Origin of the sequence: Streptomyces sp. NPDC051567, from assembly GCF_044454165.1 — a bacterium.
GTDB lineage: Bacteria > Actinomycetota > Actinomycetes > Streptomycetales > Streptomycetaceae > Streptomyces.
In genome coordinates this window covers 230128-243470 of the sequence record NZ_JBITDK010000007.1, presented here as the reverse complement: position 1 = coordinate 243470, position 13343 = coordinate 230128, and the positions used below count along the sequence as shown (strand labels likewise).

At 70.2% G+C, this 13343-nt stretch carries 11 protein-coding genes; 5 read left to right on the top strand and 6 right to left on the bottom strand.

The window, feature by feature from the left end:
- Positions 1-218: 218 nt before the first annotated feature.
- The 3 genes from ACIA5F_RS11565 to ACIA5F_RS11555 form a co-directional block, all read right to left on the bottom strand.
- Positions 219-1601: an acyltransferase family protein gene (locus tag ACIA5F_RS11565; protein ID WP_399351723.1), complete on the bottom strand. Its 1383-nt coding sequence runs from the start codon at positions 1599-1601 to the stop codon at positions 219-221.
- A gap of 891 nt (positions 1602-2492) precedes the next feature.
- A complete protein-coding gene (locus ACIA5F_RS11560) occupies positions 2493-2711 on the bottom strand; it encodes a ferredoxin (RefSeq protein WP_399351721.1) in 219 nt (72 codons plus the stop codon).
- A 5-nt stretch (positions 2712-2716) separates the two neighbouring features.
- Positions 2717-3910 (bottom strand): cytochrome P450, encoded by a 1194-nt coding sequence (locus ACIA5F_RS11555; protein WP_399351768.1) that lies wholly within the window; start codon positions 3908-3910, stop codon positions 2717-2719.
- A 127-nt stretch (positions 3911-4037) separates the two neighbouring features.
- On the opposite strand from ACIA5F_RS11555, the gene ACIA5F_RS11550 reads away from it, so the two are divergent.
- On the top strand, positions 4038-4634 hold the full coding sequence (locus ACIA5F_RS11550; RefSeq protein WP_399351719.1) for a TetR/AcrR family transcriptional regulator: 597 nt from the start codon (positions 4038-4040) through the stop codon (positions 4632-4634).
- A 705-nt stretch (positions 4635-5339) separates the two neighbouring features.
- Positions 5340-5900, top strand: a complete 561-nt coding sequence (locus tag ACIA5F_RS11545; RefSeq protein WP_399351717.1) for a hypothetical protein — start codon at positions 5340-5342, stop codon at positions 5898-5900.
- Positions 5901-5934: 34 nt separating this feature from the next.
- Here the strand turns inward: ACIA5F_RS11545 and ACIA5F_RS11540 are convergent, their stop codons facing one another.
- The 3 genes from ACIA5F_RS11540 to ACIA5F_RS11530 all read right to left on the bottom strand — a co-directional run bounded on the left by ACIA5F_RS11540 (position 5935) and on the right by ACIA5F_RS11530 (position 9134).
- Positions 5935-6858, bottom strand: a complete 924-nt coding sequence (locus ACIA5F_RS11540) for a polysaccharide deacetylase family protein (RefSeq protein ID WP_399351715.1) — start codon at positions 6856-6858, stop codon at positions 5935-5937.
- 295 nt (positions 6859-7153) lie between these two features.
- Positions 7154-8356: a phosphodiester glycosidase family protein gene (locus ACIA5F_RS11535; RefSeq protein WP_399351713.1), complete on the bottom strand. Its 1203-nt coding sequence runs from the start codon at positions 8354-8356 to the stop codon at positions 7154-7156.
- A gap of 229 nt (positions 8357-8585) precedes the next feature.
- On the bottom strand, positions 8586-9134 hold the full coding sequence (locus ACIA5F_RS11530) for a DinB family protein (protein WP_399351711.1): 549 nt from the start codon (positions 9132-9134) through the stop codon (positions 8586-8588).
- Between the two features lie 1065 nt (positions 9135-10199).
- Between ACIA5F_RS11530 and ACIA5F_RS11525 the strand changes: the two genes are divergently transcribed.
- From ACIA5F_RS11525 to ACIA5F_RS11515, 3 genes are read left to right on the top strand one after another with little or no spacing between them, the layout of a single operon-like run.
- Positions 10200-11270 carry a bifunctional DNA primase/polymerase gene (locus ACIA5F_RS11525; RefSeq protein WP_399351709.1) on the top strand — a complete coding sequence of 357 codons (1071 nt, stop codon included), beginning with the start codon at positions 10200-10202 and terminating at the stop codon, positions 11268-11270.
- Entirely contained in the window at positions 11267-12787 is a 1521-nt protein-coding gene (locus ACIA5F_RS11520) for a phage/plasmid primase, P4 family (protein WP_399351707.1), read from the top strand. Before ACIA5F_RS11525 ends, ACIA5F_RS11520 begins: the two co-directional genes overlap by 4 nt.
- Positions 12784-13185, top strand: a complete 402-nt coding sequence (locus ACIA5F_RS11515; protein ID WP_399351705.1) for a DUF6009 family protein — start codon at positions 12784-12786, stop codon at positions 13183-13185. The genes ACIA5F_RS11520 and ACIA5F_RS11515 overlap by 4 nt, the downstream gene beginning before the upstream one ends.
- Positions 13186-13343 lie beyond the last annotated feature (158 nt).

Below are 13343 nucleotides of genomic sequence, written 5' to 3'. Positions count from 1 at the left end.
TGCGGTGACCGGGAAGGTTTGCGGGTGAGCCCGCGGCGTCCGGTGCGACTGCGTTCGCTGCGCTCACTTCGTCTCGGCTCTTGCCTTGATCCTTCCGATGCCGAGCGCATCGCAAGGCGGAGGGGCGCCCGTAGCACTGGACGTACTCGGGCGACCCGACAACACCGCGAGGTGCCGTGCCGGACGCCGCGGGCCGGTGAACCTTTCCGGTCACCGCACTAGCGGGGCCGGTGCGTGAAGTCGCGGGCGGCGTGGGGGCCGTCGGCGTTCGAGGTCGCGGAGGCTGCGGCCGACATCGCGTGGCCCGCGAAGACGCGCTGCTCCCGCCGGTCCGGGAGCGGCGCCCCCAGCGCGAGGCTCTCGGCCAGGGCTGGGCCGACGGAGGCACGGGGGCGGGCCCAGCGGCGCATCAGCGGGAGTTCGTAGTACCGGTGGACCACCAGTGACAGTGCGATGGAGGCCACGAACAGGCCGATGACGATCACGGCGCCGGTGGCAGCGGTGAAAGTCCTTTCCACACCGAGCATATGACGAACCGTCAGCATCAGCGGGAAGTGGATCATGTAGAGGGCGAAGGACGCCTCCCCCAGGGTGATGAGCCGGGGGCTGAGCAGGTACCGGGAACGACCCTCGATGTCGGCGAGGGCGAGCGCGGCGACGACCAGCGCGAGCGGAGCGGCCATCGCCATCCCGAGCGTGTACTGGATGGGAAGGAACGGCAGGACCAGAAGCATGACCAGGACGGGGGCACCGGTCCACACACGGCGCATGCGGGGCCAGCGGCCGGCCTGGACCAGGCGGGCGGTGAGGATGCCGAGGCAGAACTCCACCATCCGGACGGGCGGGAAGACGTAGATGAACCAGACGCTGTTCCGGTTGACGGGAATCCAGTCGTAGAGCGGCGGCCCGGGGATGGCCGTGGCGAGCAGCGGCAGCAGGAGCGTGACGGCCGCGAAGGCGGCCCATGCCCGCCACAGCCGGGAGGCCGGAATCCTGCGGAGGAGGGCGAATGCGGCGGGGAAGAGCGCGTAGAAGAACGCCTCGCAGGAGATCGACCAGGCCGGAGCGTTGAAGCTGAAGAACCAGCCCCCGTCGGGGACCCACGTCTGCACCAGGAACAGGCTGGCGAGGGCCGCGCCGGGACTGTCGCCGACGTGCATGACGGTCGGTGGCACGGCAGTGGTCACGGCGAAGAAGAGAACCGCCAGCGACCAGGCGAGGACATGGTTGGGGACGATCTTCCAGAAACGTCGGCGCCAGAAGGACCGGAACCGCTCGCCCGGTACGTACGCCCAGGTCAGAACGAACCCCGAGAGGACGAAGAAGCCGCTGACCGCGCCGGTCGCCAGCGGTTCCACCATGGTCAGGGGACTGGTCGCGGCACCGGCGAAGAACCCTGGGATGAACGCCATGTGACACAGCAGGACACCCAGTGCGAAGAAGAAACGCAGGCTGGTCAGAGAGGGCAGACGAGCGGGCGAAGCCTGAAGAGGCACCGGAGCAGCCGCAGAAGGAGCCACAGAAGCAGATGGGGAAGCAGATACAGGAGCGGGCACAGCAAGTTCTCCGTGAATCAACGTGTGGGAGGCATGGGGAGGCATGGGGAGGCATGGGGAGGCATGGGGAGGCATGGGGAGGCATGGGGAGTGAGTGGTACGCCGGGTGAGTGGTACGCCGGGTGAGGGGCACGGCAGGTGGTGGGTCAGGTGGATACGGGCGGGAGGCACGGCCGCCGCCCGGACAGGTGGGGAACACCGAAGGGCACCAGGCACCAGGCCCCGGAGTGTCGACAGACCACGGACAGCGGACGGACGGCAAGCACCCCGGCAAGACCGGTGCCGGCACCGGTCCGCATGCCCGGCAACGGACTACAGGGCGCGGAACCCCGTCCCCGGCCGCACGCCGCGTCCGTCATGACCGCAGCAGCAGCCGCCACTACCAGCGCGGCGGGCCCTGGACACCGCTGGACCGCCGTCCACCGCACGGTGGCGGAAGTGCCAGAAGATTCCTTCCGCCACAGGCCCGTTCAGGAAGCCCCGTCCGCCGGGAACCCGGCGACGGCAGAGGGAGCGGAGAGAAGAACGGCACGGGGACGAAGAGGAGGTCACATCCGTTTCGGCCGCCCGTCCCGAGTCGAAGACCCCGCCGACCGGAACGACAAGGGCTGGGAGTGCGGCCGTCCGGAGAGTGGTGGTCTGGACAAGGACGGAGTGACTCCGGCGGTTCATCAACTACTCCTGCGCTACCAACTGTCTTGAAACGGTCGATGGCGAATCTGCCACTCTTTACACGGCTCGTGCGCCCGAAGAGGCGGCCACACCCGGAGGTATGACCGCCTTTCACCCGAACGGCCCTATCGGAACGGGAGTTGGGGCAGGAAGACGGGCCGGGACACGTGGGTACGGAGGGCAGGGGCGGGGATGGGGACGGGGACGGAACCGCCGAACGTCAGGCACCAGTCGCTCCTCCCTCTTCCCTCACCCTCCGGTACCTCAGTCGCGGCGCGGGGCGATCACCCTGTTCCCCTCGTGCACCGTGATCGCCTGGGCCGGGCAGATCTCGGCGGCCAGCAGGACCCGCTCGTCCGGCTCGATGTCCTCCTCCCGCGCGCGGGCGTGTTCGGCATCCAGCGCGAACACCTCGGGGGCGACCCCCGCGCACATGCCCGAGACCAGGCACAGCTCTGGATCGACGCGTACGTTCCAGGTCATGCCCGTCACCACCGCACCGGCATGACGCGCGGACCGCGCACCAGCATCTCGGACTTCCAGGTCACGTCCCCGGCCAGGGCCAGCCCGGGGAAGCGGGTGATGAGCGCGGCCAGCGCCTCCTGGAGTTCCAGCCGGGCCAGCGGGGCCCCCAGGCAGTGGTGGACTCCGTGGCCGAATCCGAGGTGCTGGTTGCCCTCACGCGCGATGTCGAAGGTGCCTGCGGCGGTGAACCGCAGTGCGTCGCGGTTGGCGGCGCCGATCGCGACCAGGACCGGGGTACCGGCCCGGACGAGGGTGCCGCCGACCTCCACGTCCTCGGTCGCGTACCGGGGCTGGCTGGCCCCGCTCCCCAGCGGGACGAAACGCAGCAGCTCCTCGACCGCGCCCGCCACGAGTTCGGGGTTCTCCCTGAGCCGGGCGAGCTGGTCCGGGTGGTCCAGCAGGGTGAGGACGGAGTTCGGGATCTGCGACGCGGTGGTCTCGTGTCCCGCGACCAGGACCGCCACGCACAGGTCGACGAGTTCCCGTTCGGAGAGACGGTCCCCCTCGTCCCGGGCCTCGATGAGCGCGGTCATCAGGTCGTCCTGCGGGTCCTTACGGTGCAGGTCGATCAGTCCGGCCATGTAGGCGCGCAGCTCTTCGATGTTGGTCTCGAACTCGGCGGCGGTGAGCGAACTGGTCGACAGCGCGGCGTCGCTCCACACCCGGAAGCGCGGGCGGTCCTCCAGCGGTACCCCGAGCATCCGGCAGATCACCGCGACCGGCAGCGGCAGCGCGTAGAGGTCCACCAGGTCGGCGGGGTGTCCGGCGGCCTCCAGGTCGTCGAGGAGGCTCGCGGTGAGGGCCCGGACCTGGGGCCGGAGCTTCTCGATCTGACGGACGGTGAACGCCTTGGCCACCAGGGAACGCAGCCGGGTGTGGTCGGGCGGGTCCATCGTGAGGATGCCGCTGCCGGACTGGCCCTCGGACTGCCGTGGCTCGTCGCGCGTGAGGGCCTCGGCCCGGCTGAACCGCTGGTCGCCCAGGACGAACCGGGCATCGGTGTAGCGGGTCACCAGCCAGGCGGGTTCGCCGTACGGCAACTGGACCTGTAACAGGCCCGGCTGGTCGCGTACGCGCTCGTACTCGTCGGCGAGTTCGAGCCCGTCGGCGGTGTTGAAGGGATAGGCGAGGGGGGTACTCGTGTCAGCGGTCGTCACCATGGTCTCCTACGTTGTAAGCATCTGCTTACAACGTAGGTCCGGCCACGGGAACGGTCAACGACGCTTTACAGCCGTTATCCTGACGGGCCATTCGCGAAGACCACCGGCAGCAAGGACCATCAGCGTGGACGAAGCCCCCCGCCGACGGGCCGGAGAGCACCGCCGGGACGCCGCCGCCACCCGGCTCCGGCTGCTCGAAGCCGCGCAGGACCTCTTCGCCGAACGTGGTTACGACAGGACGACGGTCCGCGCCATCGCCGAACGCGCCGGGGCCAACCAGGCCCTCCTCTTCCGCTACTTCGGCTCCAAGCAGGGGCTCCTCACCGAGGTCGTCGCGCGGGGCGGGCTGGAACAACTGCGCTCGACACCGCCCGAGGACCTCTTCGAGACCTCCCTGCGCTCGCTACTCACCCAGAGCGCCACCGGGGCGGCCGACCGCTCCCTGGAGGTCTACCTCAAGTCCGTCGGGCGGGGCGACGAGGCCGCCGGAACCCTGCGGGAACTGGGCAAGGGGTACCAGAACGCCCTGGCCGCGTTCTCCGGGGCCGAGGACGGCGCCCTGCGCGCGGACCTGGCCATGGCCTGGCTCCTCGGCATAGGCCTCATGCGCACCAGCGCCGCCCGCGAACCCCTGGCCAGCGCGGACCCGGACACCATCTGCCGCCTCGTCCTGGACACCCTCTCCCACCTCTGGTCCGCCCCACCGGACGGAACGGAGTAACACCTCCGCGCACCCGAAACCCGAACCCAGCGGTTCCACCCCGGCGGCATGCACCCGTAGCTAGTGCTGTGACCGGAAAGGTTCACCGGCCCGCGACGCCCGGCACGGCACCTCGCGATGTTGTCGGGTCGCCCACGTACGTCCAGTACATACGGGCGCCCCTCCGCCTTGCGATGCGCTCGGCATCCGAAGGATCAAGGCAAGAGCCGAGACGAAGTGAGCGCAGCGAACGCAGTCGCACCGGACGCCGCGGGCTCACCGGCAAACCTTTCCGGTCACCGCACTAGGGTGAGGCCGACAGGACACCGCCCCGACACCGCCAGACAGACAAAGAGGCTTAAGGCTGTTATGTCCGAGTCGGCACTAGTAAGTGAAACCCCCTAGCCTCCCCATAACACCGCAGGTCACCTCCTGTGCTCCCCGCGAACGCGGGGATGGTCCCTACGCGCACCACTGCGGACCGAACGGGTCTCCGTGCTCCCCGCGAACGCAAAGTGCGGGGCGGGTAGGGGGGCAGGTGTCACTCTCAGGGGGTGTAGGGGATGCGGGGTAGGGGTGGGTGCCACAGGGTGAGGGCGGGGGACCCGGCCGTCAGGCGGTGGTTCGTTGTCCGGTGGGGACTCGCTGCCGGGCCACGGGGTGACGTACGTCCCGGACCGACGAAACGAGGTTGCACCGATGTTCCTGCGTCGAAGAGTCACGACCGTGCTCGCCGCACTGGCCGTACTGTCCGCCGGTCAGCTCCCGGCCGCCTGGGCGGCACCGGCGTCAGCCGCCGTTCCGGAGATCCTCAACTGCACCGTGAACGCCTCCGTCACCTTCAGCCCGCCGCTGTCGGCCAGTGCCCTGGCCACCACCGTGGCCATCGGGGGGACGGTGAGCAACTGTGTCGACTCGCGCACCGGCGGGGCGGCCGTCGTGGGCGGGTCCCTCAGCGCCACGCTGCTCTTCTCCAGGCTCAGCTGCAGCCCGCTGCCCCCGCCGGCCCTGGCGGCGGGGTCTTCCGCGACGTTCACCTGGAACCTGAGGGACGGGACCCAGGCCGGCAGCACGGTCACCGGCATCGCGGTCACCGAGGTGGACGGGGCCGGGACGCTCACCGGGACCGTCACCGGGGCCTCGTCCCGCCTCGCGGGAGAGAAACTGACCGCAGTCCTGAACATCGACAGTGACCAGCCGGTGGTGGACAACTGCCTCTCCGTGATCCTCGGTACCGGCGACCCCATCCCCAGGTCCACGCTGACCGCCGATGTCGCGTTCAGCTGACCCGGTATCCGGCTGACGTCCTGCCCCGGCGCGGTCATCCGGCCGGGGCGGGGCGGAGGAGGAAGCCGCGGAGGTCGCCGTACTGTTCGTCGCCGGGGTGGAGGGTGGCGGCCCGGACGGTGCATCCGGTGTCGCGGTAGAGCTCGACCTCGCCGACCGTCTCGTTGCGCAGGGCGAAGCCGGGACGGTCGGTGGGGTAGCAGACGCCGGGGACCGGGGACGGAACGAGCACCTCGGCGTCCGGGCACCCGTCCGGGAACCGGGCCGAGCAGCCGTCGGGCCGGTGGCGCCAGGTCACCGTGTTCGGGTGGGGCGTCGGGACTCCTGTGGCGGGGCGTCTGCGGTAATCGGCGCCGTTCGTGAAGTGGGTAGAGGGGCTCAAGGGGACGGAGGGGACGGAAGCAGCGGAGAGGCCGAAGAGCTGGGGGACGGTCACCAGCGTGTAGCCGGCGCCGCGCAGTCGTCCGATCAGCTCCGGCAGGGCGTCGGCGGTACTGGGTTCGGTGTCGTGCATGAGCACCACCGAGCCGGGACCTACCCGGTCGAGGGCGCGGCGTACGGTCTCGGCCGCGTCCTTGGACTGCCAGTCGAGGGTGTCGGTGTCCCAGAGCACCAGGGGGTGACCCGCTTGCCGCACGGTCGCGCTGAACGCCCCGAACGGCGGGCGCAGCAGGGTGGGGCGTACGCCCGTCGCCCGGTGGACCGCTTCGGCGCCTGCGGTGATCTCCTGCCGGATCTGATCGGCGTCCAGCGCGGTCAGGCGGGCGTGGCTCCCTGTGTGGTTGCCGAGGACGTGGCCCTCGGCCAGGGCTCTGCGGACCACCTCCGGCCGGGCCCGGACCTGGCGTCCGACGACGAAGAACGTGGCCCGTACGTGCGCTGCCGCCAGCGTGTCCAGCAACCGAGGGGTGACCGGGGAGGGACCGTCGTCGAAGGTCAGGGCCACGCAGCGGGCCACCGCGCAATCCACTCTCCAGGATGCCGTCCGAACTGCTGGGGCTGGGGCCCGGGCCCCGGCGGCCGTCTGTCCGGCAGCCCGGACGGTCCGGACACCGCAGGCGGGCACCGTGCACGCCAGCACAAGCGCCAGCAGGAGGGCGAGCGCTGTCCGGGGGACGCCGGGGAGGCGGGTTCCGTCGTGGGTTCGCACGGTGGGCCTCCGGGTGGGTGCTTCCGGCCTCATGGGCTGGTGCGTCAAAGGGGTGGTGCTTCAGAAGGGAGGTGCTTCAGAAGGGTGGTCGAAGGGGCAGGTGTCAGTGGGAGAAGACGGCGATGCCGTTGGGTACGCGCCGTTCCTGTCCCTGCTGGAGATGGTTGCGGACGACGGTTCCGCCGTGGGTGTGGTCGCGGGTGACGAGGGTCGAGGAGGCGCCGCCGTCCAGGTAGAGGGCGTCGGCGCAGTCGAGTGAGCGCATCACGCCGGCGAGTTCGCGGACGGTCAGCCCGGTGGAGGTTCCTTCGCGGCCGTCGGTGGCGAGCAGGTACAGCGTGCTGCCGTCCCCGGCGATCCCCACGGCCGTACGGGGTTCCGCGGTGCGGGTGTCCAGACCGGCCACCTCGCGGTGGCCGCGTACCAGGAAGTGGGCGCCCAGGGCGAAACGGAACGGGACGGGAGCCGTGGAAGCGAGGTGGTGGCGGACCTCGACGGCTGTCCCCGGAACCAGCCCGCGCAGCGCCTCGGCGCCCCTCTCACGGCCCAGCAGGATCTGGGTGTCCGCGTCGATGGTGCCGGTACCGGGCTTGGCTGAGGCCGAGACGACGTGGCCTTGGCGCACGGTCACCTCGTACGCGTCGTCCGTGCAGGGGGCGGCGCGGACGGTGTCCGTGCCGCACACGGCGCGGGCGCGGGAAGCGGAACCCCACCGGGAGGTGAACAGTCCGATGGAACCGACCGGCAGCGCGTACTGGTTGAGACCCCCGAGCGGCAACTCCCCGTCCGGGACGCGGACCCGGCCTTCCAGCCGCAGGCGGCCGGCGCGGGCCCTGCCGTCCGTACCGACGCCGAACACCTCCTCGGCGCTGTCGCCGGACGGTGGCGCCCAGCCGAAGCGCTGGCCTTCCGGCACCGCGGCCTTCAGCGCGAACCCGTCCGCGACGGCGGGGCCGGAGGGGGCTCCGGTCGCGGGAACTCCGGGGTGCTGGGTCTCGACCATGTGGAAGAAGTCCCCGTTGACGGCGGCCACCGCGCCCTGACGACCCGCCATCCGGGAGACCGGCTCCCTCGCCGAGACCGTCCCGGGGTGGAGGAGACCGGTCCGTACCCCGGGGTGGCGCAGATCGGCCTCCACCACATGGACGTTGGCGCTGCCGTGCGTGGTGGGCACCGTGAACGTCCGGTAGGACACGCCGGGGGCCACCCGCTCCGGACCGTGCCCGGAGACCGGTCCGGCGCCCACGGCGGCCACGCTCGCGGCTGCCAGGACGGCGGTCCAGGCCATACGGGTGAATCTCCTCATCGCGCCATTGTGGGGAGCCGGACACGGGCTGCCCCGCAGAACCCGGCTTCCGCCCCCGGATGTCACCCGCCAGGGTCAAGCACGACCGCAGGTTCTTGACACGTGCACGGGGCACGCGGCGTCGTCTTCCGTCCTGCTGGCGCAGGCTGGCACCCGGCGGAGCACCGTGGTCTCGGTCAGGTGCCTGGAGCGGTGCGACCGTGGTGACCCACCCGTGCCTCCCCTCCCCCTACACGCCGGTGGCGCCGTCGAGGCGTTCGCGCAGGAGGTCCGCGTGGCCGTTGTGGCGGGCGTACTCGGCTATGAGGTGCACCAGGAGCCAGCGGAGCGAGAAGGGCTCGCCGGTCGCTTTCCTGGTGCCCTCCTCGTCCAGCGTGGCAGCTGCGGCCACGATCTCCCGGGAGCGACCGCACTCCGTCCGCCAGAGGGCAAGGGCTTCTTCGGAGTCGCCCGTCAGGTCCGCGAAGTCCTGGTCGGGGTCCTCGTCGGAGTAGTGGAGCATCGGGACGTCCTCGCCGGCGAACTGGATTCGGAACCACCAACGCTCGACGGCGGCCAGGTGCCGGACCAGGCCGTGCAAGGACATCCCGGACGGGGCCACGGCCCGTTCCGAACGGAGTTCCGGCAGGATGCCCGAGCACTTGAGCTCGAAGGTCGCACGGTGCCAGTCGAGGAAGGAACTCAGGAGTTCCCGCTCGTCGCCCACCGACGGTGGAGCGGTACGGATGTCGCCGCCCCATGTCGGTGCGTAGTGCTGGGGAACCGGTGCACTGGTCATCGTCGGCCCTTCTGGTCGGGGGTGTCTCCGACTCTGCCAGGCACCACTGACAACGGGACTCGCGTAGGAGAGCGGGCAGGAAAGCAGGCGGCGCAGCGTCAAGGAAGCATCAGGGTGTGCGAGGGGGAGCCAACTCCCCCTCGCACACCTTTTTCTCCGTATTAATAGCTTTTGACCACCTGTTGGCTGGATCTCATTGGCTGATAATCCCCTCTCCATGTGAGGTCAGGACCCCTGTCCGTGATCATGAAGCGGAGCAGAGCCGGAAACGCGCGGAAGGCGCCACCCCCGGTTTCGCAACCACCCCGCGAAGGCCCGCATCACACGCTGATGTTCAAGATCATTTCCTGCGAGGCGAGGCAGTGCAGGGCCCCCTCGGACGCCGACCGACCCTTTGACCAGGGGGAAGCTCGAAGAGGAGCCCTGCTTGCCCACCGCCCGACCGACCGCCACTCCCCCACCGCCGGGCGCGGTGCCTGCCGGGCGCGGCCCGACCGGGCCCACCGGGAAGGCGCCGGGCAGCTTCGGACTTTCGTGGACGGGGTTCGGTCGCTTGAGTCGCTTCGGTCGCTTCGGTCGCTGGAGCCCGGAAGGGCAGCGACTGAACAGAACAGCGACTGAAGGTGTTCAGTCGCTGCTTCAGTCGCTGGGTATCTTTGCAGGTCAGAGGGGCAATGCTGGGGAGACAGCGACCGAAGCGACTCAACTTCCGGTATATGAAGACATTCGCGTGTGCGTGTGCGTGTCATAGATAGAAGGCTTCAGTCGCTTCAGTCGCTGTTTTGGTAGTTGCACCCTGTCTGATCTGCGGTTTTCTCTCAGCGACTGAAGCAGCGACTGAAAGGTCTCAGTCGCTTTTCCTTGGTCGCTGGTCGCTGTTGCTGTCACCCGTTCGCCACGCCGGTGCGGTCCGTCCGGTTTGGGTGATCGTCCGCTAGGGTGTGACGGTTCCATAGTTGAGTTTGAGTCGCTTCGGTCGCTGTTGGAGTCATAGATGCCCTCTGAGCTGCAGTTTTCGTGCAGCGACCCACGGGCGGACTCAGTCGCTGACCGGCAGGTAGCCATATGACGCCCTCCTCCGCGCCCGAGAGCCGCTCGGTCGCACGGTGGTGCGCCGAGCAGGGCTGGCCCGTACATCCGCTGGCTCCGATGCTCAAGACGCCACCGAAGAACTGTGTGCTGTGCCGGACCGCCGGCCACCAGGCCGCAGGGTGCCCGTGCATCCCTGTCGGTCGCTGGTGCCACGGTTTCCACGCCGCCACCACCGACCCCGAGCGCATCGACTCCTGGTGGGGGGCCAACCCCGGTTTCGGCATCGGGGTCGCCACCGGCCCGGCGGGTCTCGTGGTCATCGACATCGACGCGCACGGCAGCCAGGTCCCGCCCCGGGACCGCATCCTGCCGGGCATCCCCATCCCGGAGGACGTGGATCTGACGGGACTCTCCAACGGGTTCCACACCCTCGCCGTACTGGCCGCCCTGCGCGGCGCGCCGGACCCCGCCCAGGACAGGAACACCTTGCGCGTACGGACGCCTTCGGGCGGGCTGCACCTCTGGTACCGGGCCGGTGCGGGCCGCAGCTGGCTCTGCTCGGCCGGTGCGGGCAGGAACAGGGCCCTGGCCTGGCAAGTGGACGTCCGGGGCGAGGGCGGGTACATCGTCGCGCCCGGCACAGTGACCAGGACGGGCATGTACGAGGCTGTGGGCCCCTGTCGGACCCCCGCCGAGCTTCCGGAGTGGCTGGCCGGTGAACTCGCGCGTACGGGCCACCTGGAGGGCCAGAAGGCCCCCGCTCCGATCGTCCCCGAGGTCCCCCAGCGGGCCCGGCACGCCGTCGTCGTCGCCGGGGGCGGACGGGACAAGGCCGCGGCGGTGCTGGGCACCGTACTGGCCGAGGTCGCCGAGTGCGGCCGTACGGAGCACTCCGCAGGCTTCTCCGAGAAACTCAACCGGGCCGCGTACACGGTCGGAGGGCTCGTCGCCGCCGGGCACCTGTCGGCCTCGGACGGAGAACGGGCCCTCCAGGAGGTCGCCGACCGGGCCCGTCCCGGCCAGCAGGCCAGGGTCCGCCAGATCATCGCGAGCGGAATGACCGCCGGGCAGAGCAAGCCCCTGTACGCCGGAGGCCGCCGATGACGCACCCCAGCGGCCGGAACGGGGACTTCGACCCGGTCTCCGTCGCCCAGCAGATCCTCGCGGGCAGCCCTGCCCCGGTGCCCGCGCAGGGCCAGGCCCAGACACAGCCGATGCTCTTCCAGGCGACCGCGGCCGGCCTGCTGCCCGACAGCCTCACCGACCGGGGCAACGCGAAGCTCTTCGTACGCCTCTACGGGCGGGACTACCGTCATGTGCCCGGCCTGGGCTGGTACAAGTGGGTCGGACACCGCTGGGAGCTGGACGAGGACGACACCGTGGTGTGGGCGGCCGGGGAGATGGCCGAGCAGCTCGCCGTGCACGACCCGACGGGCGAGAACACCACCACGAGCCTGCGTCAGCACCGCCGCCGGGCCCTGTCCACGGCCGGGATGAAGGCCATGCTCCTCCAGGCCAAGTCGGCCCCCGGCATGGTCCTGGGCGCGAGCCAGCTGGACGCGGACCCGTACGCCCTGTGCACGCCCAGGGGTGTCGTGGACCTGCGCACCGGCCTGATGAGCGCGCCGGACCCGAGCAAGCACTACCACTCCCGGGCCACCTCCGTCGCACCCGAGCCGATCCCGGCCAAACGGTGGGAGAGCTTCCTGCGGGACACCTTCGGCGAGGACGCCGAAGGCCAGGAGATGATCAGCTTCCTCCACCTGCTGCTGGGCTACTCGATCACCGGTGATGTCGGTGCGCAGATCATGCCATTCCTCTATGGTCTGGGCAAGAACGGCAAATCGGTCCTTCTGGATGTCATGGTCAAGCTGCTCGGGGACTACGCGGACGCCGCGCCGCCCGGCTTCCTGATGGCCAAGCCGTTCGAGGGCCACCCGACCGACCTCGCCGAACTCCACGGCCGCCGGGTCATCGTCTGCTCCGAGCTCAAGCCGGGGGACCGCTTCGACGAGGCCCGGGTCAAGCTGCTCACCGGTGGCGACCGCATCAAGGCGCGCCGGATGCGGCAGGACTTCTTCTCCTTCGACCCCACGCACAAGCTGTGGCTGCTGGGCAACCACCGTCCCGAGGTCGGCACGGGCGGCTTCGCCTTCTGGCGCCGGATGCGGCTGATCCCCTTCGAACGGGTCGTCTCCGACAGCCGCAAGGTCGACAACCTCGCCGACGCCCTGGTCCAGGAGGAGGGCCCCGGCATCCTCTCCTGGCTCATCGACGGGGCCCGCCGCTACCTGGCCGGGGAGAAGGACCTCACCGGCCCGGCCCGTGTCTCCATCGCGACCACCGCGTACGCCGAGACCGAGGACCACATGGGCCGCTTCATCAACGAGGCATGCGCACTGGAGTCCGGCATGCGCGCGGAACAGAGCCGGATGTACCAGGCATACCGGCAGTGGTGTATCGACGAGGGAGCCAATCCGGTCACCTCACGTGCATTCGCGGCCCGCGTGCGGGAATCCCTTGGTATGAGCAGCCCGAAGCAGATGCTGACGTCCAATCAGCGCAAGTACTACCCAGGGATCGGTCTTCTCGCCGACCCAGGCGAGGAGGAAGACCGGTGAGCGCCCTCATCGAGCCCCATCAGATCGCTCACGAATCGGAGATCGTCTGGCTTGAGCCGATCGACGACCTGGACTACGTCCGCCAGTCCCTGGACCGGCTCCAGAACCGCCGTGGACGGCCTCCGTACCACCGTGACGGCCGGATGGTGGGATACGCGACCCTCCTGGGCACGGCGAAGGCGTCGCGGGCCTCGGGCACCTTCCTGCGGCGCGTCTTCTGGCTCCTCCCCCACGACCGCGACGAGCAGCCGGACGGGAGCTACGCCTCCAGCTCGCCGTCCGAGGCGATCGACCCGAGGACGCTGGCCCCACGGGTGACGGGCCACAAGACCCAGCGTTCGGCCGGCCCGCCGTCGCCCGCGATGCGGGAGCTGGGAATAACTCTTCCGGAGAGCTGACCTGTTGACCCGGCTCACCGGACTCGACCGGCCCTACTGGCCTGACCCGGCCGCCTGTTGAGTCGTTGAGCCGATCTGTCGGGCCGACAGACCGGGCCGATGTGTCGGCCGATGTGTCGAGCGGGTTCGGTCGGCGGCGCCGGTCCGGGGGAAACCGG